27 protein-coding genes and 1 tRNA gene are annotated in these 20,418 nt (G+C 63.0%); 13 read left to right on the top strand and 15 right to left on the bottom strand.

What is annotated here, in order from left to right; genetic code table 11:
- Positions 1–55: 55 nt before the first annotated feature.
- From QBK88_RS22880 to QBK88_RS22890, 3 genes are read right to left on the bottom strand one after another with little or no spacing between them, the layout of a single operon-like run.
- Positions 56–718, bottom strand: a complete 663-nt coding sequence (locus tag QBK88_RS22880; RefSeq protein WP_277963818.1) for a response regulator transcription factor — start codon at positions 716–718, stop codon at positions 56–58.
- A gap of 5 nt (positions 719–723) precedes the next feature.
- On the bottom strand, positions 724–2,115 hold the full coding sequence (locus QBK88_RS22885; RefSeq protein ID WP_268149982.1) for a sensor histidine kinase: 1,392 nt from the start codon (positions 2,113–2,115) through the stop codon (positions 724–726).
- The gene (locus QBK88_RS22890; RefSeq protein ID WP_158157507.1) at positions 2,093–2,776 is read right to left on the bottom strand and encodes a response regulator transcription factor; all 684 of its coding nucleotides are present in this window, start codon (positions 2,774–2,776) and stop codon (positions 2,093–2,095) included. The genes QBK88_RS22885 and QBK88_RS22890 overlap by 23 nt, the downstream gene beginning before the upstream one ends.
- Positions 2,777–3,011: 235 nt before the next feature.
- Between QBK88_RS22890 and QBK88_RS22895 the strand changes: the two genes are divergently transcribed.
- Entirely contained in the window at positions 3,012–3,491 is a 480-nt protein-coding gene (locus QBK88_RS22895) for a hypothetical protein (protein ID WP_277963819.1), read from the top strand.
- A gap of 83 nt (positions 3,492–3,574) precedes the next feature.
- Positions 3,575–4,540 carry a sensor domain-containing diguanylate cyclase gene (locus QBK88_RS22900; RefSeq protein ID WP_277963820.1) on the top strand — a complete coding sequence of 322 codons (966 nt, stop codon included), beginning with the start codon at positions 3,575–3,577 and terminating at the stop codon, positions 4,538–4,540.
- A 31-nt stretch (positions 4,541–4,571) separates the two neighbouring features.
- On the opposite strand, the gene pbpG is transcribed toward QBK88_RS22900, so the two are convergent.
- Positions 4,572–5,489 carry a D-alanyl-D-alanine endopeptidase gene (gene pbpG, locus QBK88_RS22905; protein ID WP_277963821.1) on the bottom strand — a complete coding sequence of 306 codons (918 nt, stop codon included), beginning with the start codon at positions 5,487–5,489 and terminating at the stop codon, positions 4,572–4,574.
- 221 nt (positions 5,490–5,710) lie between these two features.
- On the opposite strand from pbpG, the gene QBK88_RS22910 reads away from it, so the two are divergent.
- Positions 5,711–6,271, top strand: coding sequence for a hypothetical protein (locus QBK88_RS22910; protein WP_277963822.1), 561 nt, complete (start codon positions 5,711–5,713; stop codon positions 6,269–6,271).
- 184 nt (positions 6,272–6,455) lie between these two features.
- Here the strand turns inward: QBK88_RS22910 and QBK88_RS22915 are convergent, their stop codons facing one another.
- A complete protein-coding gene (locus QBK88_RS22915) occupies positions 6,456–6,647 on the bottom strand; it encodes a hypothetical protein (RefSeq protein ID WP_268149992.1) in 192 nt (63 codons plus the stop codon).
- A 135-nt stretch (positions 6,648–6,782) separates the two neighbouring features.
- Positions 6,783–7,118: a hypothetical protein gene (locus QBK88_RS22920; RefSeq protein ID WP_268149993.1), complete on the bottom strand. Its 336-nt coding sequence runs from the start codon at positions 7,116–7,118 to the stop codon at positions 6,783–6,785.
- Between the two features lie 178 nt (positions 7,119–7,296).
- Here QBK88_RS22920 and QBK88_RS22925 point away from each other — a divergent pair, with 178 nt between their 5' ends.
- Entirely contained in the window at positions 7,297–8,115 is an 819-nt protein-coding gene (locus QBK88_RS22925) for a shikimate 5-dehydrogenase (RefSeq protein WP_277963823.1), read from the top strand.
- On the opposite strand, the gene QBK88_RS22930 is transcribed toward QBK88_RS22925, so the two are convergent.
- Entirely contained in the window at positions 8,116–8,766 is a 651-nt protein-coding gene (locus tag QBK88_RS22930; RefSeq protein WP_277963824.1) for a DUF480 domain-containing protein, read from the bottom strand. It abuts the gene before it with no gap.
- 120 nt (positions 8,767–8,886) lie between these two features.
- On the opposite strand from QBK88_RS22930, the gene QBK88_RS22935 reads away from it, so the two are divergent.
- Both QBK88_RS22935 and QBK88_RS22940 read left to right on the top strand, forming a co-directional pair.
- A complete protein-coding gene (locus QBK88_RS22935) occupies positions 8,887–9,396 on the top strand; it encodes a DUF1993 domain-containing protein (RefSeq protein WP_277963825.1) in 510 nt (169 codons plus the stop codon).
- Between the two features lie 167 nt (positions 9,397–9,563).
- Positions 9,564–10,715, top strand: coding sequence for an MFS transporter (locus QBK88_RS22940; protein WP_277963826.1), 1,152 nt, complete (start codon positions 9,564–9,566; stop codon positions 10,713–10,715).
- On the opposite strand, the gene nhaR is transcribed toward QBK88_RS22940, so the two are convergent.
- On the bottom strand, positions 10,712–11,605 hold the full coding sequence (gene nhaR / locus QBK88_RS22945; RefSeq protein ID WP_277963827.1) for a transcriptional activator NhaR: 894 nt from the start codon (positions 11,603–11,605) through the stop codon (positions 10,712–10,714). The genes QBK88_RS22940 and nhaR overlap by 4 nt on opposite strands.
- A gap of 114 nt (positions 11,606–11,719) precedes the next feature.
- Here nhaR and QBK88_RS22950 point away from each other — a divergent pair, with 114 nt between their 5' ends.
- The gene (locus QBK88_RS22950; protein ID WP_277963828.1) at positions 11,720–12,463 is read left to right on the top strand and encodes a TerC family protein; all 744 of its coding nucleotides are present in this window, start codon (positions 11,720–11,722) and stop codon (positions 12,461–12,463) included.
- 1 nt (position 12,464) lies between these two features.
- On the opposite strand, the gene QBK88_RS22955 is transcribed toward QBK88_RS22950, so the two are convergent.
- Complete coding sequence (locus QBK88_RS22955) at positions 12,465–12,641, bottom strand: hypothetical protein (RefSeq protein WP_277963829.1); 177 nt, start codon at positions 12,639–12,641, stop codon at positions 12,465–12,467.
- A gap of 243 nt (positions 12,642–12,884) precedes the next feature.
- On the opposite strand from QBK88_RS22955, the gene QBK88_RS22960 reads away from it, so the two are divergent.
- On the top strand, positions 12,885–13,541 hold the full coding sequence (locus QBK88_RS22960; RefSeq protein WP_445764982.1) for a peptidase C39 family protein: 657 nt from the start codon (positions 12,885–12,887) through the stop codon (positions 13,539–13,541).
- Between the two features lie 36 nt (positions 13,542–13,577).
- Here QBK88_RS22960 and QBK88_RS22965 read toward each other — a convergent pair whose 3' ends face one another.
- Positions 13,578–14,861 carry an NAD(P)/FAD-dependent oxidoreductase gene (locus QBK88_RS22965; protein ID WP_277963830.1) on the bottom strand — a complete coding sequence of 428 codons (1,284 nt, stop codon included), beginning with the start codon at positions 14,859–14,861 and terminating at the stop codon, positions 13,578–13,580.
- Between the two features lie 176 nt (positions 14,862–15,037).
- Between QBK88_RS22965 and QBK88_RS22970 the strand changes: the two genes are divergently transcribed.
- From QBK88_RS22970 to QBK88_RS22980, 3 genes are all read left to right on the top strand, one after another.
- A tRNA-Val gene (locus QBK88_RS22970) sits at positions 15,038–15,114 on the top strand.
- Between the two features lie 140 nt (positions 15,115–15,254).
- Positions 15,255–15,602, top strand: coding sequence for a hypothetical protein (locus QBK88_RS22975; protein ID WP_277963831.1), 348 nt, complete (start codon positions 15,255–15,257; stop codon positions 15,600–15,602).
- A 390-nt stretch (positions 15,603–15,992) separates the two neighbouring features.
- Positions 15,993–16,634 carry an SPOR domain-containing protein gene (locus QBK88_RS22980; RefSeq protein WP_277963832.1) on the top strand — a complete coding sequence of 214 codons (642 nt, stop codon included), beginning with the start codon at positions 15,993–15,995 and terminating at the stop codon, positions 16,632–16,634.
- On the opposite strand, the gene QBK88_RS22985 is transcribed toward QBK88_RS22980, so the two are convergent.
- Both QBK88_RS22985 and QBK88_RS22990 read right to left on the bottom strand, forming a co-directional pair.
- Positions 16,631–16,774, bottom strand: coding sequence for a hypothetical protein (locus QBK88_RS22985; protein ID WP_268150017.1), 144 nt, complete (start codon positions 16,772–16,774; stop codon positions 16,631–16,633). The two genes, QBK88_RS22980 and QBK88_RS22985, sit on opposite strands and share 4 nt — an antisense overlap.
- A 79-nt stretch (positions 16,775–16,853) precedes the next feature.
- Entirely contained in the window at positions 16,854–17,150 is a 297-nt protein-coding gene (locus QBK88_RS22990) for a DUF6388 family protein (RefSeq protein WP_277963833.1), read from the bottom strand.
- A gap of 132 nt (positions 17,151–17,282) precedes the next feature.
- On the opposite strand from QBK88_RS22990, the gene QBK88_RS22995 reads away from it, so the two are divergent.
- Positions 17,283–17,852 carry an SPOR domain-containing protein gene (locus QBK88_RS22995; RefSeq protein WP_277963834.1) on the top strand — a complete coding sequence of 190 codons (570 nt, stop codon included), beginning with the start codon at positions 17,283–17,285 and terminating at the stop codon, positions 17,850–17,852.
- Between the two features lie 61 nt (positions 17,853–17,913).
- On the top strand, positions 17,914–18,435 hold the full coding sequence (locus QBK88_RS23000) for a GNAT family N-acetyltransferase (protein ID WP_277963835.1): 522 nt from the start codon (positions 17,914–17,916) through the stop codon (positions 18,433–18,435).
- A 3-nt stretch (positions 18,436–18,438) separates the two neighbouring features.
- Here the strand turns inward: QBK88_RS23000 and QBK88_RS23005 are convergent, their stop codons facing one another.
- The 3 genes from QBK88_RS23005 to QBK88_RS23015 all read right to left on the bottom strand — a co-directional run bounded on the left by QBK88_RS23005 (position 18,439) and on the right by QBK88_RS23015 (position 20,290).
- Positions 18,439–18,768, bottom strand: a complete 330-nt coding sequence (locus tag QBK88_RS23005; RefSeq protein ID WP_268150026.1) for a hypothetical protein — start codon at positions 18,766–18,768, stop codon at positions 18,439–18,441.
- 86 nt (positions 18,769–18,854) lie between these two features.
- Positions 18,855–19,919 (bottom strand): endonuclease/exonuclease/phosphatase family protein, encoded by a 1,065-nt coding sequence (locus QBK88_RS23010; protein ID WP_277963836.1) that lies wholly within the window; start codon positions 19,917–19,919, stop codon positions 18,855–18,857.
- A 77-nt stretch (positions 19,920–19,996) separates the two neighbouring features.
- Positions 19,997–20,290, bottom strand: a complete 294-nt coding sequence (locus QBK88_RS23015) for a DUF1654 domain-containing protein (protein ID WP_268150030.1) — start codon at positions 20,288–20,290, stop codon at positions 19,997–19,999.
- Positions 20,291–20,418 lie beyond the last annotated feature (128 nt).

Raw genomic sequence — 20,418 nt, forward strand, 5'->3', positions numbered from 1 at the left:
CGATCCTGAGCGCGCCGGAAAAGCCAAGTCTGGCCCCTGGAGGCCCTGACCCACCTCAATCCGTACGCACATGCACCGTCTCACGCAAGCTATATCCAAACCCCCGCAACGTCTGCAACGCATTCGGCGCATCCAGGCGCGCCAGTTTGCGCCGCAGGTTGCAGATGTGCCGCTCGATCAGCGCGCTGCGCGAATCATGGGTGGCCCCCCACAGCTGTTCTTCGATCAGTTCGCGGCTGACCGCGCCCGGGCGCTTGGCCAGGATGGCCAGCAAGCGCTGCTCGCTGACGGTCAGTGGTTGCTGATGGGGGCCGCGGCCCAGCAGCAGGCGCGTGGTGGACAACCACAGACCGGCTTCGGCGTCGACCGCAGGGCTGAGGTGGTCGCGCAGCAACGCCTGCATGCGCGCCTGCAGTTCGATGAACACCACCGGCTTGGTCAGGCACAGCTCGGCGCCGGTGCGCAATGCGGCGACCCGCGCCGCGGCGTTGTCTTCGCCCAGCAGCATCAGCACCCGTGATTTGCGCTTGCGCGCCAGGCAACGCTCCAGCAGCTCCGGCTGAGCGGTCTGCACGTCCAGCAGGATAAAGCCATAGTTGCTGTCGGCCAGGGCCCAGTCAGCTTCCTCCGGGCGCGCTTCGACCACACGCTGGCCGCTGTCGGCGAAGCCGCGCAGCAGTTGTTCGTCTCGGGTGTCGGCGATATAGAGCAGATTCATGGGGATCACACTCGCGCTTTGCTTTGACGGCAATGCAGTGCCAGGCTGGCACCGCCCTGTTGGCTGTTGCCCACTTCAAGAGTGAAACCGTGCAGGTTGACGATGGCCGCGACAATCGACAGGCCCAGGCCGAAGCCCGGCTGAGTGTTGTCGTCGTCGCACCGGTAGAACCGCTGGAACACGGCCTGGCGCTCGTCCTTGGGAATGCCGGGGCCCGAGTCCTGGACTTCGATGCAGGTGCTGTCCAGCTCGTTGTGCGCCCGCAGCACCACCACGCCACCGGGTGGGGTGAACTTGATGGAGTTGCTCAGCAGGTTGCCGATGGCCTCGAACAGCAAGGCGCGGTCGCCATTGAGGCTGGGCAGCACATCGGGCGCCTCCAGCTCCAGGCGCAGCTCGCCTTCTTCAGCCAGGGGCAGGTAGAAGTCATGCAGCTCGTGCAACAGCGGCAATGGGTCGAATTCCACGAAGCCGGAACGACGCTGGTGGTCTTCGAGCTCGGAAATGCGCAGCAGCCCGCGGAAACGCGCCATCAGAGTGTCGGTCTCGGCAATCACGCCGTCCAGCTGCAGCGCGTGGGCCGAGTCCATGCCCGCCTGCTGCTGAATGCGATAAAGCTGGGCACGCAAGCGGGTCAGGGGCGTACGCAGGTCGTGGGCAATGTTGTCGCACACGCCCTTGACCTCCATCATCAGCCGCTCGATACGGTCGAGCATGGCGTTGACGATGGCCGCCAGCATGTCCAGTTCATCCCGCCGGTTGGACAGGGGCAGGCGCCGGGTCAGGTCGCCGGCGACGATCGCGTCGGCACTGTCCTGAATGGCCCGTATACGCCGTATCGGACGCCTGCGCAGCAGGTGCCAGCCCGCCGCACCGGGAATGATGGTCAGCGAGATGCCCCACAGCAACGCGTGGAGAATGATGCGGGTCACCGCGAACAGCGAACCGTTGTCGCGCACCAGTACCAGCCAGCGGCCGTCCTGGGTGGCCATGGCCACGGCGTCGCAGCCCTGCTGGGGCAGTTTGGGGTCGTCGGAGTCGATGCAGTCATCCAGTTCATAGATGTTGCCGTCCAGGGCGACGCCCTTGGGAATTTCCTTGATGTCGCCACCCAGCGGGCGCAACTGTGCATCGAACAGCCCATAGGCGTCGTAGGCACGGTTGTCGAAGGTCTCGCTGGCCGACAGGGCGTCGTCCAGGGCCTGGCCGCTGAACCGCGAGAACAGGTGCTGGCGCTGCATCAAGGAATGACGCGCCAGGCTGTTGAGGTAGTCCGACACTTCGTAATAGAGCACACCCATCAGGATGCAACTCCAGGCCACGAAGAGAAAACTGTAGAGGGCCAGCAGGCGACTGCTGGACGAGCGCCAGCCCTTAGAGGGGTTCGGCAATGACATAGCCCGAGCCCCGAACGGTCTTGATCAGCGCGGTGGCGCCTGGCGGGTCGATCTTCTTGCGCAGGCGGCCGATGTGCACGTCGATCAGGTTGGTGCCCGGGTCGAAATGGTAACCCCAGACTTCCTCGAAAATCATCATGCGGGTCAGGATCTGCCCGGCATTGCGCATCAGGAATTCCAGCAGTTTGTATTCGGTGGGCAACAGGTTCAGGGCCTGTTCGCCACGGCGGGCTTCACGGGTGATCAGGTCCAGCTCCAGGTCTGCGACCTTGAGGGTGGTGTCGACGTCGGCCACGGTGCTCTTGCGGCGCAGCAGCACTTCGACGCGGGCAGCCATTTCGTCGGAAGCAAAAGGCTTGGTCAGGTAGTCATCGCCACCGGCGCGTAGGCCGCGCACACGCTCGTCCACGTCGGACAGGGCGCTGATCATCAGGATGGGCGTGGAAACGCCGATGGTGCGCAAGGTAGTGACAATGGCAAGGCCGTCGAGCTCGGGGAGCATGCGGTCCAGGGTGATGACGTCGTAGTTGCCGCTCACGGCCTTGACCAGGCCCTCGCGACCGTTATCGACCCAATCCACTTCAAGGCCATGGCTGCTCAGCTCGGCCACGATTTCCTTGGCTGTCACGGCATCGTCTTCGATGGTCAAAACGCGTGTCATGGTGTTGTACCTGGGATTTCGGCTGTTGAGGGCATATTGTGCCGAGTTTTACCTGTCGCCTTGCTGAAGATTATTTCATCTGCGTGTGGCAGGGCTGAAAGGCTCTGGAACAAGGGTTTCAGCCGGTCGTTGGTTTGTATCGCCGGCGTATCCCAGGTGTTACACGATATTTCTAAAGCTGGGCCCTGGCCAGTCGATGACCCATGAACCATCTTCCATCAAAGGAGTTTCTGTCATGTCGACCATCAGTAACATCTCCTCTGGTTTGCAAATCGCGACCACCAGCACCACCAAATCGACGGCAGCGACCACTGCCAGCACTGACGATACCACCTCGACCTCCACCAGCGCCGACGGCACCTCCACCACGTCCAGCACTTCCAGCACCACGGCCAATTCGGCTGGCGGCGCCGCGGGTGCGGGTGGTGGCGGCAGCAGCGACAGCGATAGCAGTTCGTCGTCGTCCTCCGACACCGTGACCGAGCTGCAGAAGCAGATCGCTGAGCTGCAAAAAGAGCTGCAAGCCCAGCAGCAGGCTGTGCAGAAGGCCCAGGCCATGAAGGACGAGGACGCCAAGACCGCCGCCCTGGCCACCGCGGAAGCCCAGGTGGCTTCCACCACGGCCGAGATTTCTTCCCTGACCGCCGAGCTGTCCACGGCGCTGACGGAAGAAGGTAGCAGCACCACTGGTTCGACCATCAACACCACGGCGTAATGTTTTGGGGCCAGTCTTCGTTAGCGCGTCGAGATGGGCTAGGCTTAGCGCAACAAGCAGAGTCAGGACCACGGAGTATTTCGATGCTGGCCCCAGCCAAACCCGCTAACGAACCTGAGCGCGTAAGCACCCTGCGCTCCATGAACATCCTCGATACAGCCCCGGAAGAGCGCTTCGACCGCTTGACCCGGCTGGCGCGCCGGCTGTTCGATGTGCCGATCGCCCTGGTCAGCCTGGTGGACACCAACCGGCAGTGGTTCAAGTCATGCCAGGGCCTGTGCGTGCCGGAAACGTCTCGGGATATCTCATTCTGCGGCCATGCCATCCTGGGTGACCAGGTGCTGATGATCCCGGACGCTACCAACGACGAGCGTTTCCACGACAATCCCCTGGTGACGGGCGACCCGAACATCCGTTTCTACGCCGGCTGCCCGCTGCGGGTGGGCAACGGGGTGAAGATCGGTACGCTGTGCCTGATCGATGTGCGCCCGCGCATCCTGGACGCCGAGGAACGTGACCTGTTGCGCGACCTGGCGAGCATGGCCGAGCAGGAGATAGAAGCGTTTCAACTGGCGACCATCGACGAACTGACCCAGGTGTCCAACCGCCGCGGCTTCGAGGCGCTGGCCGAGCACGCGCTGAGTATCTGCAAGCGCATGAATACCCCGGCTTCGCTGCTGTTCTTCGACCTCAATGGTTTCAAGCATATCAACGACACCTGGGGCCATGCCGAAGGCGACCGGGCACTGGTGACGTTCGCCGAGACCTTGCGTGACGTGCTTCGGGAAATGGACCTGGTGGGGCGCCTGGGCGGGGATGAATTCGTGGCGCTGCTGATGGGCTCCAATGCCCAGGATGGCGACCTGGTCGCCGGCCGCCTGAAGGAGGCGCTGGCGCGCCGCAATGCCGAAGCCCAGCGCGGTTATGATATTCGCTACAGTATTGGCCGCATCGAGTACGACCCCGCCCAGCACGGTTCGATCAAGGTTCTGCTGGCCGAGGCAGACACGGCCATGTACCGGGACAAGCAGGCGGGCCGTCGGCACTGACCACGCGGTGGCGTGACCAGTGCCGCGGGGGTCAGTCTACCTGGCGGCCGTGCTTGTCGGCCTTGTAGCGCAGGGCCACGGCGGGCGCCGCGGTGCTGCGGCCGGTCTCCACCCAATTGCGCAGGCGCGTGGCATCGGCGAAGTGGGTGTACTTGCCGAAGGCATCCAGGATCACCATGGCCACCGGGCGGTTGCCCATGGTGGTCAGCAGTACCAGGCAGTGGCCGGCTTCGTTGGTGAACCCGGTCTTGGTCAGGCGGATATCCCAGTTGTTCTTGTTGATCAGGTGGTCGGTGTTATGGAAGCCCAGGCTGTAGTTGGGCTTCTTGAAGAACACGGTCTTCTCGGGCGTGGTGCTCAGCTCGCGCAGCATGGGGTAGTGCTGCGCGGCAATCAGCAATTTGCTGAGGTCGCGGGCAGTGGACACGTTGCTGGTGGACAGGCCCGTGGGCTCCACATAGTGGGTATGGGTCATGCCCAGGCTGCGCGCTTTGGCGTTCATGGCAGTGATGAAGGCGTTGTAGCCGCCCGGGTAATGGTGGGCGAGGGTGGCCGCGGCACGGTTCTCCGAAGACATGAGGGCAATCAGCATCATGTCATGGCGGTTCAGCTCGCTACCCAGCTTGACGCGCGAGAACACACCTTTCATTTCCTTGGTGTGGCTGATGTCGACATCAATCATCTCGTTCATGTCCTGCTTGGCGTCCAGCACGACCATGGCGGTCATCAGCTTGGACACCGAGGCGATGGGCAGAACGGTGTCGGCACGGTTCTCGTAAATGACCTTGTTGGTCTGCAGGTCGATCAGCAGGGCACTGCCCGAGGCCAGGTGGAGCTGTGAAGGGTCTCGTTGGGCAGGTGGGGGTGGGGCGGCAACAGCGTTCGACGTGACGGCGGCAGTACCTGCAAGGACAAGCAACAGGCTCAGGATCGAAAGGGAGGTTTTCACGTGTAGCGCTCGCTAAAAAGTAGATATGCCGTTTACAACGGGTTGTTCTTGAAAAAGCGTTGTAGTTTATGAGTATGGCTCAGGCACTGTCGATTGGCTGGCGGGCTTAAACCCCTGTAATAAAAAAATAAAAGTGGTTTTTCATGTTCGCGGGCCGTCCAACGCCGGTTCAGCGGTTTTACCCCCTTCATCACGTTTGAAAACGACTCGGGAGTCGCGCAATGTTCAAGGGTTTCATGAGCAAGGATTACAGCGCCCTGCTGCTGTGGGGCAGCGTTATCGCGGTGGTCCTTTTGGTATGCGCATTCATTCAGAAGCCGCTGGATGCCCTGGCGTGGATCCAGGCCGTGGCGGTGGTCATCGCCCTGATGCTGGCGGTATTCGTGCCGGCCATCCAGCGCAAGCAAGAAGGCCTGGCGCAGCACAAGCGCTGGCGCGACGAGCAGGTGGGGCTTGCCAGGCGCCTGCAATACCTGGTGCTGGAATTCCAGGAACTGCTGAACCAGACGGGCCTGGGCCTGGCGCACTGGCGCGCCACAGACCGCCACCGCATGCAAGCGGTGCTGCAGGACTACCTTCATCGGCTGTTCGAGTCGCACAAGCAGGACAGCAATGACGACCGTATCGTCATCGCCCACGAGTTGCGCCAAGTGGTGAATGCATTGATCGACGAACTGGAAAGCGGGCGTTCCGACCGCGCTGTGTTGCAGGGGCTGGAAAAACGCTTGCAGAAGCTGGCCCAGCGGGGCCAGGCCAACGTGCTCATGGCCGAACGCGGCTGAATCGCGCCATGTGTAGCAGCGGACCTGGCCGCGTCGCGGTGCATGCGGTGTGCCGGATGCTGCGCGGTGCCTTGGACGCGGCCAGGTCCGCTGCTACCGGGCGGGCATGCCGTGAATAAAAAGCCCCGCGACAATGGCGGGGCAAAGGGTGTGCGAGAGCAACGCACCTTACGGAATTCGGGGGTCAGTGCTGCACGGGTGCACTGGCCGTTTCCTGCAGAGTCCTGAACAGCGCCTGCGCCTGGTCGCGTGACATCAGCGGGCCGGTGAGCGGCTCGCCATCGCGCACCACGTACCAGCAGGCCAGCAACCCCAGGTCGCGAAGGTTGGCGGGTACTGCGCTGCCGATGACTGACATGATGCTGACGGTATTCATGGTGGGCTCCTCTGAAACATGGGCCCAGCATAAGGCGACTGGGCCGCCGGTAGAAATCACCGCTTTCAATAGTCACCATTGACGCAACGCATCAGCTCACCGCAGCCGTGAACGGCTGCCGGTGAGCCGCGGCGCTTACCAGCCCGGACGGCCGTAGTACTCGCGAGGCGGGCCGTAGTAGCGTGGTGGCGGTGGCGGTGCATAGACCGGTTGCGCATACACCACAGGCTGCGGCGCGTAGTACACCGGTGGCGGCGGGGCCACGTAGACCGGTGGTGGTGGCGCGGCATAGACCGGCTGTTGAACCACGACCTCGCGTGGTGCCAGGGCAGAGGTCACCACGGCACCGACCACGGCGCCACCTAATACGGCACCCAACACACCTGGACCACCACCGCCATGGGCGGACGCCTGGCCTGCCACGGCGAGAGCGCCGACCAGCAAGGCAATCTTGGGAAGCTGACGAATCATGACTTGTTCCTCATATTACGATTCCAGTACCCGGGGCCGGTTAGGTGGCCCAAGGACTGTCGCACTACTATGACAGCGGTTTTGTAAGAATCTGCGACGGGGTTTGGTAAATTTTGTGTAAGGTCATGAACCATAGTGTCCTTACAACTCAGTTACATACCAGTGATGGAGCCTTGCAATGCCCTTGATTCCCACCCGCGACACCGTTCTCTGCATGTCCCTGGCCGGGCGCCCGGGCAGTTTCGGCGTGCGCTTTCATAACCATCTGTATGAACAGTTGGGTCTCGATTTCTACTACAAGGCATTCAGCACCAGTGATCTGCCGGCAGCGGTTGCGGGTATCCGTGCCCTGGGTATCCGGGGCTGCGGCGTGTCGATGCCGTTCAAGGAGGCGTGCATCGCACTGGTCGACGAGATGGATGCGTCGGCGGCAGCCATTCAGTCGATCAATACCGTCGTCAATGATAACGGCCATTTGAAGGCTTACAACACTGATTATCTGGCCATTCGTCAATTGATCGAACAGCACGGCCTGGCCCCGGACACTTCATTCGCCTTGCGCGGCAGCGGTGGCATGGCCAAGGCGGTGGCCTCGGCATTTCGCGATGCGGGCTTCACCGAGGGTACCGTGATCGCCCGCAACCCCGAGAGCGGCCCGGCGCTGGCGCGGCACCTGGGATATGAGTGGCGGGCGGACCTGGGTGATGCGCGCCCGCGAATGCTGGTCAACGTCACCCCCATCGGCATGAGCGGCGGCCCGGAGGCTGATCAGCTGGCGTTTCCCGAGGATGCCGTACGGGCGGCTGACATCATCTTCGACGTGGTGGCGCTGCCTGCCTTGACGCCCCTGGTGCTGCTGGGGCAGTCGCTGGGCAAGCAGGTGGTCACCGGCCTTGAAGTCATTGCCTTGCAGGCGCTGGAACAGTTCGTGCTGTACACCGGCGTGCGGCCGACGGCCGAACAGGTACGCCTGGCCACCGATTACGCCCGCAGCTGATCACTCCAGGCGCGCCAGCCGTTCCTCAAGGGCGGCGACGCGCGCTTCCAGCTCATCGATGCGGTCGGCGGACACTGGGCTGGCGCTGCTGCGCTCGGCGCCACCGGCGCCGCGGGCGGCGAGAATCGCTTCCATGTCGGCCAGGTCGCCCAGCGCGTGGTTGTAGCGGTCTTCACGCTGCCCCGCCTGGCGGGGCAGGTGCAGGGCGAAGCCGCGGGCGATCAGGCGTTCGAGTTGGTGAAGGACCTGCTCGGTGTCATCGAAATCATGCATGCGGCCGCTACGGGTCAGCAGTTCGTTGAGCGTCTGCGGCCCGCGCAGAAACATCAGGCCCATGAGCACCAACTGCGCTGGCACCAGCTCCAGGGCCTTGTCCAGGCGATGCTCCCAGCGATCGGCGCGGCTGCCCATCACCAGCCGTGTCATGTCGCGGCCTTCCAGGGCACGCAGGCTCTGCCCGACCTGGCCCTGGGTGAGGTTCATCACGGGCTCGCGGCTGGTTTTCTGGTTGCAGGCCAGCACCAGTGCATTGAGGGTCAGGGGGTAGGTTTCCGGGTTGGTGGCCTGTTTTTCGATCAGTGCGCCCAGAATGCGCACGTCAGTGGCACTGAGGCTCGGGGCCTCTTGAGGGGTATCGTGTTCGGCGGACATGGTGCGCTCCCGGGGCAAGGCTCGATAAAAGGCGCCAGTATGCAATAAAACACCGGACGCCGCGCCGGGGCGGGGCTATCATTGGCGGCTCACTGCCCTTACCACGACCAGGATCTCATCATGAGCATTTCCCTGTACGCTGCCTCTGTTCCCGTGTTCAAGCAATTGCTGACTGCCCTGGGCGACGTGCTCAAAAAGGCTGAAGACCACGCCGCCGCGAAAAACATCGAACCGACCGTGCTGCTGCAGTCGCGCCTCTACCCTGACATGTTCCCGCTGGTCAAGCAGGTGCAGATCGCCGTCGACTTCGCCAAGGGCGTTTCGGCGCGCCTGGCCGGTGTCGAGGTGCCTTCCTACCCGGACGCTGAAGCCACTTTCGCTGACCTGCAGGCCTTGCTTGCCAAGGTGCTGGGCTTCGTCGACGGCCTGGCCGCGGCACAGATCGACGGCCAGGAAGACCGCGAAATCGTGCTGCGCGCCGGCACCCCGAAAGAGAAGAAACTGAACGGCCAGACCTACCTGCTGCACTACGGCCTGCCGCAATTCTTCTTCCACGTCACCACGGCCTACGACATCCTGCGCCACAACGGCGTGGAAGTGGGCAAGCGCGATTACATGGGCGCCTATTGAAGCTGTTGTCACCGTAGCCCGCTGATTTTCCCCCGCGGGGCCGGGCAAAGCTCGGGAAGCAGACACTGCGGGCTATCAGCAAGATTGCCGTCGTCTGGTTCCCGAGCTGCGCGGTCCCACAGGGGGAATGGCGGCGCGCTTGGGTCTTGCCTGATTCTGGAGTTTCAATGCTGTTCCCCATTCTGCTGTTGTCGGCCGCAGGCTTTACCGTGCTGACCACAGAGTTCGTCATCGTCGGCCTGTTGCCCGCCATCGCTCGCGACCTTGGCGTCACCGTGTCCCAGGCCGGCCTGCTGGTCACTCTGTTTGCCTTCACCGTCGCTGCCCTGGGCCCGTTCCTGACCGCCTATTGCGCGCGGTTCGAGCGCAAGCGTCTGTTTGTCACCATTCTGCTGCTGTTCGCCGTGGCCAATGTCATCGCCGCACTGGCGCCCAACATCGTGGTCATGGGCATCGCCCGGCTGATTCCCGCCCTGGGGCTGCCGGTGTTCTGGGCCCTGGCAAGTGAAACCGCCGTGGACATCGTCGGCCCCGACCATGCCGGCCGGGCCATCGCCAAGATCGGCTTTGGCATCGTCTGCGCCACGGTGTTCGGCATTCCCGTGGGCACGCTCATCGGCAACGCCCTCGGCTGGCGCGCCGCATTCTGGATCATCGCCGGGGTGGCGCTGGCCAAGGCGCTGTTGTTGACCCTGTTCCTGCCCGCCAGCCCGGCACGGGGTGAGGAACGTACCTTGCGCTCGCAGTTCGCGATCCTGCGCAACCCGTTGATGCAGGGGCATGTGCTGCTGTCGATCATCGTGTTCTGTGGCATGTTCACGGCTTACACCTACCTGGCCGACATCCTTGAACGCCTGGCTGGCTTCGACGGCGCGCTGGTGGGCTGGTGCCTGATGGCGTTCGGCGCCGTTGGCCTGCTTGGCAATTCACTGGGCGGGCGCCTGGTAGACCATCACCCGCTGATTGCCTCGATGCTCTTCTCGGCGTTCATGGTTGGTGGCCTGGTGGCGGTGGTGCCGAGCATCCATTCCACCTTCGGCCTGGCGTTGGCGCTGGCGGTGTGGGGCGTGACCCAGGCGGCCATGTTCCTGGTCAGCCAGGTGCGCCTGATCAAGGCGGCGCCACAAGCGCCGGCGTTCGCCGCGTCGCTGAACATCGCTGGTGCCAACCTGGGCATCGGCCTGGGCGCGATCGTCGGTGGGCGGGTCATCGATACCCTGGGCCTGGGGCAGTTGGGCTTTGCCGCGGCCGGTTTCATGCTGTTGGGTATCGCCTTGGCGTGGCTCATGATGCGCCCGCGCCTGGCCGCCCACGCTTAAGTGAACAGCTCCCGGCGCGCGCCTTCCGTGATGGCGACGATGCCGGGGTGGCTGACCTTGCGCTCCACTGAAATGGCGTAGAACGATTCACGCACGGCCTCGGTCTGGCCGATCAGGCGTACGTTATGCTGCACCTGCACTTCCTCGGCGATGGCGCTGGGGCCGATGAACAGGCCGCTACCGGATTGGCCGAAGGCCTGCATCAAGGCACTGTCGTCAAACTCGCCGACGATCCTGGGTTGAATCAGTTGTTCGCCGAACCAGCGCAGTAGCCGGCTGCGCACCATGGTTTCCTGCCCGGGTATCAGCAGCGGTGCGCCGGTCAGGCTGGCCGGGAAGCCCGGGCCGTACTGGTCGGCCAGTGCCTGGGTGGCGAAGAAGCTGATGCCGCATTCCCCCAGCTTGTGGCTGTAGCCTTTTATGTCCAGGTGCGCGGGCATGGGGCTGTCGGAAATCACCAGGTCCAGGCGCTGCACGGCCAGGTCTGCCAGCAAGCGTTCGAGTTTGTCTTCGCGGCAGGTGATATGCACGGGGTCGGCCAACTGCATGCTCGGCGCGATCAGCCGGTACACGATGGACTTGGGCACCACGTCGGCCACACCCACGCGCAACGCCAGGGGTTGCTGGCCGGGTTGGGCACTCAGCAGGGTCTGCAATTCATTACCCAGCTGAAACATCTGTTCGGCATACGGCAATGCCTGGCGCCCGCTTTCGGTCAGCTCGAGCTGGCGCCCGACGCGCTGGAACAATGCGATGCCGAAGGTCTGTTCCAGCAGGGTGATCTGACCACTGATGGTCTGCGGGGTGAGGTTCAGTTGTTCGGCGGCGCGGGTGATGCTGCCGGTCCTGGCCACCACCCAGAAATAATGCAATTGGCGGTAGTTGAGCATGGAAAATACCGATTCGTTAAAACCGAAGTATAACGGTTGAAAATACGAATTTTCCCGCACTATCGGTTTGCCTACACTGGCTCTCATGTTCTCTGAATCGTGAGCGGCGCTCCCATGGACTATCTGTTGCAACTCGCTTCAAGCCCTACCGCCTGGATCGCCCTGGCCACCCTGGTGGTCATGGAGATCGTGCTGGGTATCGACAACCTGATCTTCATCTCCATCCTCACCAACAAGCTGCCGAAGCAATTCCAGGCGCGCGCCCGGCGGATCGGTATCGGCATGGCGTTGATCTTGCGCCTTGGCTTGCTCAGCACCGTTGCCTACATCGTGCAACTCACGGAGCCGGTGGTGGAATTGTTTGGCCAGGCTTTCTCGTGGAAAGACATGATCCTGATCGCCGGCGGCTTGTTCCTGGTGTGGAAAGCGACGAAAGAGATTCACCACAGCGTCGACCCCCGTGAACAGCAGGAAGCCAGTGTCGGAAGTAAGGTGGCGGCCAGTTTTGCCGGCGCCATCTGTCAGATCCTGATGCTGGACCTGGTGTTCTCCATCGACAGTATCATCACGGCGGTAGGCATGACCGAGCACCTGCCGATCATGGTCATCGCGGTGATCTGTGCAGTACTGGTGATGTTGCTGGCCGCCGAGCCGCTGGCCAGGTTCATCAACGACAACCCCACGATCGTGATGCTGGCGCTGGGCTTCCTGATCATGATCGGCATGACGCTGATCGCCGAAGGCTTTGGCGCCCATGTGCCCAAAGGGTACGTGTACACCGCCATGGCGTTCTCGGCGCTGGTGGAAGGGTTGAACATGCTGTCGCGCCGGGCGCGGCGCAAGCGTGAAGGCGCCTAGGTCAGGCCGAGGGTGAGGAAGCGGGGCGGTTGTCGGGCTTGTTGAGCGGTTTGGGCTGGACGGCGGGTGGCACGGGGTGATGATGACGGCGCGCGATGCGCATCACGCCCCACAGCATGGCGGCCGCCACCAGCAACCAGGCGCCGATCATCATGACGATGGCCACGGTCAGGCTCATACGTGCCTCCTCAGGCAATCAACGGTCTTTACAGCTGACAGTCTAGCCGGTGGCGTGTTTCAGGCTATTGACCGAAGGTCGCACGGCTTGGGCTATTTGGCTCTATCTCTTGTAGGAAACTACCGGCAAAGGCTATACCCCGGTGCACGCCGGGCCTATCATCAGGGCCCCGGCCGCCGGATGGGCGGCGTTTGACCCGAGAGTGAGGCTATTTTGCAGGGACGTTCCCGTTTACCGACCCCTTTGCTCACGTTGTTCGCGCCGGTGCTGGTGGTGCTCGCCGTCGCCGGTTGCGCGGGCCACAAACCGCCGGCCCCACCGATCAAGGGGTTGCCGGACCGGGTGGAGCTCAATAGCGTGCCGTTCTTTCGCGGCGACACCGAGCAGGGTGCTTCCATGGCCTTGGCCAGCGCGCTGTCGCAACAGGGCGTGATCATCACACCGGGTTTGCTGGACAAGTCCCTGCACCTGCCGGGAGGTGAGGACCGCCTGCAGGCCTCGCTGGCCGCCACGGCCCAGGCGTATGGCATGGTGGTGTACCCGCTGCAGGACGACCTGCCCGCGCTGTTCACCCAGGTGGCCGCCGGCTACCCGGTGCTGCTGCGCTATACGCAAGGTTCGATCTGGACCAGCCCGCGCTATGCCTTGCTGGTGGGGTATGACCGCTACAAGCAGCACGTGCTGCTGCGCTCGGGCAACGAGCGGCGCAAGCTGATGGATTTCGCCAGTTTCAGTTCGGCCTGGAAGGATGCCGGGCACTGGGCGGTGCTGGTGCAGAAACCCGGGCAACTGCCGGCCAACGTCGACCGCCAGCGCTGGCTGAAGGCTGCCAATGACCTGGGCCAGGCTGGCCAGGAACAGGCGGCGTCGCAGGCCACCCGAGCCTTGAGCGGCCAGTAACGCAAAACGGCACCCTGGGGTGCCGTTTTCGCTGTCTCAGAAGCCCAGGCGGTCGCGCAGGCTGTAGTACCAGGCGCCCAGCGCAGTCAATGGGGTACGCAGCAACTGGCCGCCGGGGAACGGGTAGTGCGGCAGCTCGGCGAAGGCGTCGAAGCGCTCGGCCTGGCCGCGCAGGGCCTCGGCCAGCACTTTGCCTGCCAGGTGGGTGTAGGTCACGCCGTGGCCGCTGCAGCCCTGGGAGTAATAGATGTTGTCGCCCAGGCGGCCAACCTGGGGCAGGCGCGACAGGGTCAGCAGGAAGTTGCCGGTCCACGCGTAGTCGATCTTCACGTCCTTGAGCTGCGGGAAGGCCTTGAGCATTTTCGGGCGGATGATCGCCTCGATGTTGGCCGGGTCGCGGGCGCCGTAGACCACGCCGCCCCCGAAAATCAGGCGCTTGTCGGCGGACAGTCGGTAGTAGTCCAGCAGGTAGTTGCAGTCCTCCACGCAGTAATCCTGCGGCAGCAGGGTCTGGGCCAATTCGTCGCTCAGGGGTTCGGTGGTGATCACCTGGGTGCCGCAGGGCATGGATTTGGACGCCAGTTCTGGCACCAGGTTGCCCAGGTAGGCGTTGCCCGCGACAATCACGAACTTGGCGCGGACCCGACCGTGGGGCGTGTGCACCACGGGGTTGGGGCCGCGTTCGATGCGCACGGCCGGTGACTGTTCATACAGTATGCCACCCAGCGACTCCACGGCCGCGGCTTCGCCCAGGGCCAGGTTCAGCGGGTGAATATGGCCGCCGCTCATGTCGAGCATGCCGCCCACGTATTGGTCGCACGCCACCACTTCACGAATGCGCCGTTGGTCCATCAATTCCAGCTGGGTGTGGCCGTAGCGCTCCCAGAGGCGTTTCTGGGACTCCAGGTGGCCCATCTGCTTGCTGGTGATGGCGGCGAACACACCCCCGTCCTTCAGGTCGCACTGAATGTTGTACTTGGCCACGCGCTCACGGATGATGCGCCCACCCTCGAAGGCCATCTTGCCCAGCAGTTGCGCCTGCTTGGGCCCCACGGTGCGTTCGATGACGTCGATGTCGCGGCTGTAGCTATTGACGATCTGGCCGCCGTTGCGCCCTGAGGCGCCAAAACCGACCTTGGCGGCTTCGAGTACGGTAACCTTGAAGCCGTTCTCTAAAAGAAACAGTGCGCTGGAGAGGCCAGTGTAGCCAGCGCCGATAATGCACACGTCAGTTTGCACCTCATCCTGCAAGGACGGGCGTGAAGGCGCGGCATTGGCTGATGCGGCGTAGTAGGACTGTGGGTAGGGGGTGTTCGCCATTGCTGCAACCTCTGTTTTATATTTTTGACGTGTTGGCAGATCGTACCTGAGATGAAATCCGTATTCCAGCGCTAACTTGAAACCCTCTGTTTTGGAAAAAATTCGGATATTTCAGTAGGTTAGGCTAAAAATACGTTGACACACCCGCGCAGATCCGTAGAATACCGCCCTACAGCAGGCACGTAGCTCAGTTGGTTAGAGCACCACCTTGACATGGTGGGGGTCGTTGGTTCGAGTCCAATCGCGCCTACCAAACAAAATCCGCTCTGCTGGGCGGTGTGAAAAAGGCGACCTTCAGGGGTCGCCTTTTTCGTTTGCCTGAAGAAAACCCGGCGCGGCAAACCCTGTGCGCAGGTGGTAGAGTCCGCCCCTGACCAAACATGAGGGAACACTATGCGTAAGCTGTTGAGTGCCGTGCTGCTGGTTTCGCTGGGCGGCTGCATGTCGGCAAACATGGACCAGGCGCGCAGTCAGGGTGCCTTCCGTACCTTTACCTCGCAAAAGCCGGCCAAGGATGTTGCCCAGTGCATCGAATACTCCTGGCAAGACGAAGTGCTGTCAGGCGCCGCTGCCGACTCCCACACCGAGCCTGGCAAGGAGGGTGGCCTGACCGTCATGGTGGACTCGAAGAATTTTGCCGACGTGCGCCAGGTCGGTGCCGGCAGCTCGGTGGCCTACTTTGCTGAACAGGGCGTGCCGTTGTCGAACCGCCGGTTGGCGGCGCTGAGTACCTGCTTGTAAAGTGCGCGAACTGAGGGGCGGGAGAAGCCTATCAGGTGATCATGATCGCGATGTCCTGTTCAAGTGTGGTCGCGGCCGTGTTGTTGGGTATCACCACCTACTCGGCCTCCACCGACGAGCTGGGTGTGCTCAACCGCCAGAAGACATCCTCCTGGGGGCGTTGGCCATGGCGTGGGCCTCCGTCATGTCGGCATGCTCGACTGTCGCCCTGCCGCTTCAGGTATCGGCGCGCCGGCGGGCCAGTGAATGAGGCTGGCAGGCCCGGCCTAGACTCCTTGTGAACAGGGGTTGCAGGGGGCTATAGTCAGGCCGGGTCTGGCAGGGAACGCCGCGGCAAATCCTGTGGTGCTGCTAGAATGAAGGGTGCAGTCCCCTCGTGGAGGTCTCATCGTGCGCACGCTTTCTCTGATGATGGTTGCCCTGGCGCTAGCCGGTTGTGGCGACAGCGCAGTACAGAACGCCCACAAGGCCGTGGCCTACCAGTTGCAGGACCCGGGGTCAGCACAGTTTCGTGCCGACCGCGAGTTGGCCGATGGCAGTGTCTGTGGCGAGGTCAACGGCAAGAACAGTTACGGTGCCTATTCAGGCTTCGGCCATTACCTGGCGCGCAAGCAGGCAGATGGTTTCCAGGTGACATTGGACCCCCAGGCCAGCAATGCCAGCGCTGCAAATACATGCGGCTACCCGTTGGTTGCCGCTGCGGCGCCTGCACCCGTCCCATCAACGACTGCCACCCCGGCAACCAGCACCAAGGGCGTCGGCGACATCGCCGGCGTGAAGTGGTCGGTGCAACTGGTCTCGACCAGTGCGGGCTCGGCGCGCCTGTTGAGCCAGAAGCTCAAGGGGTACGGTTACACCGCGTATATCACCCACGAGGATACGGTAAGTCGCGTTTATGTAGGGCCCTTCGACTCGCGCTCGCAAGCTACCCAGAAGCTGGACCAACTGCGCCGTGACCACAAGATGCGCGGTGTGATCGTGCGCTATCGCGGGGTGGGCGACCTGCCCGCTGCTTCGGTGGCCCACGGTTAATCGATGCCGTTCACGCCATCGTCGATGATGATTTCCGGCTCGTCGGCCAACACCTCTTCGGTGTCCAGGTTGGCTTCGCCTTCGTCTGCGTCGTTGAGCGGTGCTTCGTCACCGTGATCGAAATCGGGGTCCGGGTTCATGCGCTGTTACTCCCAAGGGGCCGTTACTGTGTTCGAGCGGCCCCGGGGGAGAGGGTTCAAGCCATCGGTCAGCCCGGGCTTACAGCTCGATTTCGTTGAAGCTGCAATATTCCTCCCAGCTCATGCCCAGGGTCTCGGCAACTTCCTGATGCACTTCAAGCCGCATGGCCTTGAGTTCCTCCGGGGAGGTAGCGACCAGCTCCAGGGTCAGCTCCCAGGGCTCGATACCCTGCTCTTCGGCCTGGTCATCGAAGGCCCATTGAATCTGCTGTTCTTGTTCCTTGGCGCTCAAGTCTTTGATTTCGGCGAGCAACTGCGGCTGGCTGGCGGCGAATTTTTCCAGGGCGAGCTGGCTGCGGGTTTCTTTGGGAATCATGGTGGTCTCTGATCAGGCGGTGAAAAGCCTGGCCATTATCGACCAGAGGCGCGGTGGCGGGAAGTGCGCGCGGCCGCTACCTGCATAGCGAACAGTGTTAAAATCGGCGGATCATTTTCGGGAGGTCGGCGCGTGCGCAAATTGATGGCTGTGGGTGCGGTATTGATGTTGTCGGGCTGTGGCAGTGCGGTCGAGGAGTCGGCGAAGGCGGTGCTGTTGCATCTGGACAACCCCAAGACCGCGCGTTTCACCAACGTGCGCACCACGCCAAAGGGGGATGTCTGTGGCCAGGTGCGGCAGAAGGACGCCTCGGGCAAATTCGAAGGCTACCGCAATTACGCCGCCATCAAGACCGAGGACGGCTTCACTGCGGTCATCGACGAAGACGGCAACAACCCCAAGGTGCGCCAGGTGTGCGGCGAAGGCCAGGAGGTGGCCCAGGCAACCGATACGCCGGCTGCCGTCGAGTCGGCCAGCGGCTGGGAAGTGCAGATTGTCGCCGGTGCCAACATGGGGGCGCTCAGTGACATGACCTCGCGCCTGATCGAGAACGGTTTCATTGCCAGCGTGGCCGATCGCGATGGCAAGCAGACGGTCTTCCTGGGGCCTTTCAAGACCCGTGATGAGGCCGAGCAGAAGCGTGCGCAATTGCTGGCGGCCCAGGGCATCAAGTCGGTGGTGGCGCCGCACCAGGCCAACTGACTGGCCGCGCGGGGCGCGGTTCGCCTACACTCGGGCTCCACTGCACAAGGAGTAGCAGCCCATGACTGGCCCCGCCGACGAGATCCGCATTGAACCCGCGACCCCTTTGCACGCCCAAGGGCTGGCCGAGCTTTATGGCCACCCGGCCGTGACGCGCCAGGTGCTGCAGATGCCCTGGGCAAGCGCGGAGGTATGGAGCAAGCGCCTGGCGACGGGCGCCGACAGCGAGCGGCGGGTAGCGCTGGTGGCTACGGAACAGGGGCACGTAGTGGGGCATTGTTCGCTCTGGCAGAGCGAGCGCGTACGCTTGGCCCACAGTGGCTCCATAGGGATGGGCGTGGCGCCGCGCTGGCAGGGCAAGGGCGTGGGAACGCGCCTGATGAGTGCCGTGCTGGAGGTGGCGGACAACTGGATGGGGCTGCGTCGGGTGGAGCTGACGGTGTACACCGACAACGAGCCTGCGCTGGCCCTGTACGGCAAGTTCGGTTTCGAGGTGGAAGGTGAACTGCGCGATTACGCCCTGCGTGACGGCCGGCTGACCAATGTCTACAGCATGGCGCGGCTGCGCAGCCCACACCCCTGACCCTTAGCGACGTGCGCGTTCGTGGCGCACGCAGCCTTCATGGTAGGTCTTGCCCACGGCGGCCGGTCGCATGCGCGAGCGGCTGTGGTAGGTCTGTTCGGTAATGCCCATGGCCATGCTGCGCATCCATGGCTGGCTGAAGCGCTGGTGCGCCAGCTTGCGCCGAGCACTGTACAGCGTCACGCCCGACAGTTTCTCCTGCTGGGCATGGCGGGCCACATCGGCGCCCCATTTGCACATTTGCACTTCGTGCCGGTCCAGATTCCTGGCCATGGCCGAATTGGCGGTGGCCGCCAGCAGCAGGGTTGCCAGGGTCAAGCCTAAGCGTCGCATAGGTCCTCTCATTTCACTTGTTGAATTTCTGCCTGCTGCCAGTCCCACAAAGGGCTGGCAGCTCGTTGGGTGTGCTGAAGCGACTGTCAGCGGCAATTACCGGCAATGTGGTAATGCGCCGCGAGCGCCGCTGCTTCGCTGTCGAATTCCACTCGGTTCTTCGCCGCGATGGTGTTGTACGACGGGCAGTCCGGGCGGTGGTAGGTCTGGGAGGTGCGGTTACCGCGCACCGGCCCACTGGCGGCTTGGGTGCCGGCGGCGCTGGCCACCTGTGGTTTGCTGGCAGGTACGCTGGTGGCCGCGAATGGGGTCGCCTTGCCGCTGGCCTTGCCGCCCATGACGGCGTCCAGGAAGATCGGCGCATGGTCGGAGACGCTGGAGCGCCCCTTGGCGTTGCTCATTTTCAGGTAGCCGGGGTAATCGAACACCTGCACGCTCTTGACCTTGATGGTGCTCTCGTTGGCCACGAAGATGTTGTCGTAGAGGTTGGAGAATTGGCCATCGGTGGTGGACAGGGTGCTGGCGCCTTGCAGCATCAGTGGCCGCGCGCTGGTGCGCAGGCCGGCCCACGCAGTAGAGGTGGGCGGAGTGTTGAAGTCGCCCATCAGCATGATGTTGGTGTTGCCGTCATACACGCTCTTGAGCCAGTCCCAGTAATCCCCCAGCACGGCGATTTCCTTGGTGCGGTCGGCCACGGTCTTGCCGTAGTGAATGTGCACGGTGGCAGCGACGAAGGCGGTGTTGTCTTTCAGGTTACGGAAACGCGCCGAATAGGGTTCGCGCTCGAAGTGGTCGCCCTTGTCCAGGTAGGTCACGGCGCCATCCTCATAGGCCACGGCATCGTCACGCCAGACGAAACCATACATCTCCTTGTAGGAGCTGCGCCCGGTAGCGTGGGAGGCCATCGCCGACCACTTGGTGCCGGTGGCCTGCTCCAGGGCTTTTTGCAGGGCGGCCAGGCCGTCCTCGTTCATCAGTTCCTGCACAGCGAGAAAATCGACGTTCTGTGCCACCTTGGCGATGCTGGCGAAGTCCTTGCCGGGGCGCACGCTGAGGTGCTCCAGGTTCCAGGTGCCAATGCGTACATCGGCAAACGCCTGGCCGCAGACAAGCATCAGCGCCAGCAGCGCCGTGGTTAGTGTTCTGAACATGCATGCTTCCAATCAAAAAACGAGGGGAGGGCGCGTGCCTGGCAGGCGCGCACCGGTGAGCAGTGGGGCGGTCGGGTTCAGTCTTCCTTGGGCACGACCCAGAAAATCTGTACACCGCCGTCATCCCGCCAGGCGAGGGTAACGTTGTCGTTCTCGCCGATCTCCTCCAGCAACTGCGCCCAGTCCTCGGGCGATTCGTGCTCCAGCTTGAAGATCAGCGCCGACTTGGCTTTCTGGGCCGTGGGCGCGTTGATGATCTTCGAGATACGCACGCCGAGCTGTTGGTAACTGTCGAGCGGGGAGGGGGAGGTGGTGGCCACGAAGCGTTCCTTATTTTGCTGTATGCGCATACAGTATTTTACTGTAGGCATTTTCGCAACTGGTCGACTGAAGAAGAGCGCTTGTGACAGTGGAAAAGGGGATTTGCTGCGCGGGAGGAAGGTTTTTTTTGCGAAGTGCCTTGGCGGTGTGCGCTCAAGTCGTTGCGGTTGTGGAAATC

Source organism: Pseudomonas sp. RIT-To-2 (assembly GCF_029623465.1).
In the GTDB taxonomy this organism is placed as follows: domain Bacteria; phylum Pseudomonadota; class Gammaproteobacteria; order Pseudomonadales; family Pseudomonadaceae; genus Aquipseudomonas; species Aquipseudomonas silvicola.

Coding starts and splice junctions, on each gene's coding strand:
- QBK88_RS23010 (WP_277963836.1), bottom strand. CDS start 19,919: ATGTTCAGAACACTAACCACGGCGCTGCTGGCGCTGATGCTTGTCTGC.
- QBK88_RS22930 (WP_277963824.1), bottom strand. CDS start 8,766: ATGTCCGCCGAACACGATACCCCTCAAGAGGCCCCGAGCCTCAGTGCC.
- QBK88_RS22950 (WP_277963828.1), top strand. CDS start 11,720: ATGGACTATCTGTTGCAACTCGCTTCAAGCCCTACCGCCTGGATCGCC.
- QBK88_RS22955 (WP_277963829.1), bottom strand. CDS start 12,641: ATGAGCCTGACCGTGGCCATCGTCATGATGATCGGCGCCTGGTTGCTG.
- QBK88_RS22920 (WP_268149993.1), bottom strand. CDS start 7,118: ATGATTCGTCAGCTTCCCAAGATTGCCTTGCTGGTCGGCGCTCTCGCC.
- QBK88_RS22965 (WP_277963830.1), bottom strand. CDS start 14,861: ATGGCGAACACCCCCTACCCACAGTCCTACTACGCCGCATCAGCCAAT.
- QBK88_RS22885 (WP_268149982.1), bottom strand. CDS start 2,115: ATGTCATTGCCGAACCCCTCTAAGGGCTGGCGCTCGTCCAGCAGTCGC.
- QBK88_RS22925 (WP_277963823.1), top strand. CDS start 7,297: ATGCCCTTGATTCCCACCCGCGACACCGTTCTCTGCATGTCCCTGGCC.
- QBK88_RS22880 (WP_277963818.1), bottom strand. CDS start 718: ATGAATCTGCTCTATATCGCCGACACCCGAGACGAACAACTGCTGCGC.
- nhaR (WP_277963827.1), bottom strand. CDS start 11,605: ATGCTCAACTACCGCCAATTGCATTATTTCTGGGTGGTGGCCAGGACC.
- QBK88_RS23000 (WP_277963835.1), top strand. CDS start 17,914: ATGACTGGCCCCGCCGACGAGATCCGCATTGAACCCGCGACCCCTTTG.
- QBK88_RS22900 (WP_277963820.1), top strand. CDS start 3,575: ATGCTGGCCCCAGCCAAACCCGCTAACGAACCTGAGCGCGTAAGCACC.
- QBK88_RS22935 (WP_277963825.1), top strand. CDS start 8,887: ATGAGCATTTCCCTGTACGCTGCCTCTGTTCCCGTGTTCAAGCAATTG.
- QBK88_RS22990 (WP_277963833.1), bottom strand. CDS start 17,150: ATGATTCCCAAAGAAACCCGCAGCCAGCTCGCCCTGGAAAAATTCGCC.
- QBK88_RS22890 (WP_158157507.1), bottom strand. CDS start 2,776: ATGACACGCGTTTTGACCATCGAAGACGATGCCGTGACAGCCAAGGAA.
- QBK88_RS23005 (WP_268150026.1), bottom strand. CDS start 18,768: ATGCGACGCTTAGGCTTGACCCTGGCAACCCTGCTGCTGGCGGCCACC.
- QBK88_RS22940 (WP_277963826.1), top strand. CDS start 9,564: ATGCTGTTCCCCATTCTGCTGTTGTCGGCCGCAGGCTTTACCGTGCTG.
- QBK88_RS22985 (WP_268150017.1), bottom strand. CDS start 16,774: ATGAACCCGGACCCCGATTTCGATCACGGTGACGAAGCACCGCTCAAC.
- QBK88_RS22975 (WP_277963831.1), top strand. CDS start 15,255: ATGCGTAAGCTGTTGAGTGCCGTGCTGCTGGTTTCGCTGGGCGGCTGC.
- QBK88_RS22915 (WP_268149992.1), bottom strand. CDS start 6,647: ATGAATACCGTCAGCATCATGTCAGTCATCGGCAGCGCAGTACCCGCC.
- QBK88_RS22910 (WP_277963822.1), top strand. CDS start 5,711: ATGTTCAAGGGTTTCATGAGCAAGGATTACAGCGCCCTGCTGCTGTGG.
- QBK88_RS22895 (WP_277963819.1), top strand. CDS start 3,012: ATGTCGACCATCAGTAACATCTCCTCTGGTTTGCAAATCGCGACCACC.
- QBK88_RS23015 (WP_268150030.1), bottom strand. CDS start 20,290: ATGCCTACAGTAAAATACTGTATGCGCATACAGCAAAATAAGGAACGC.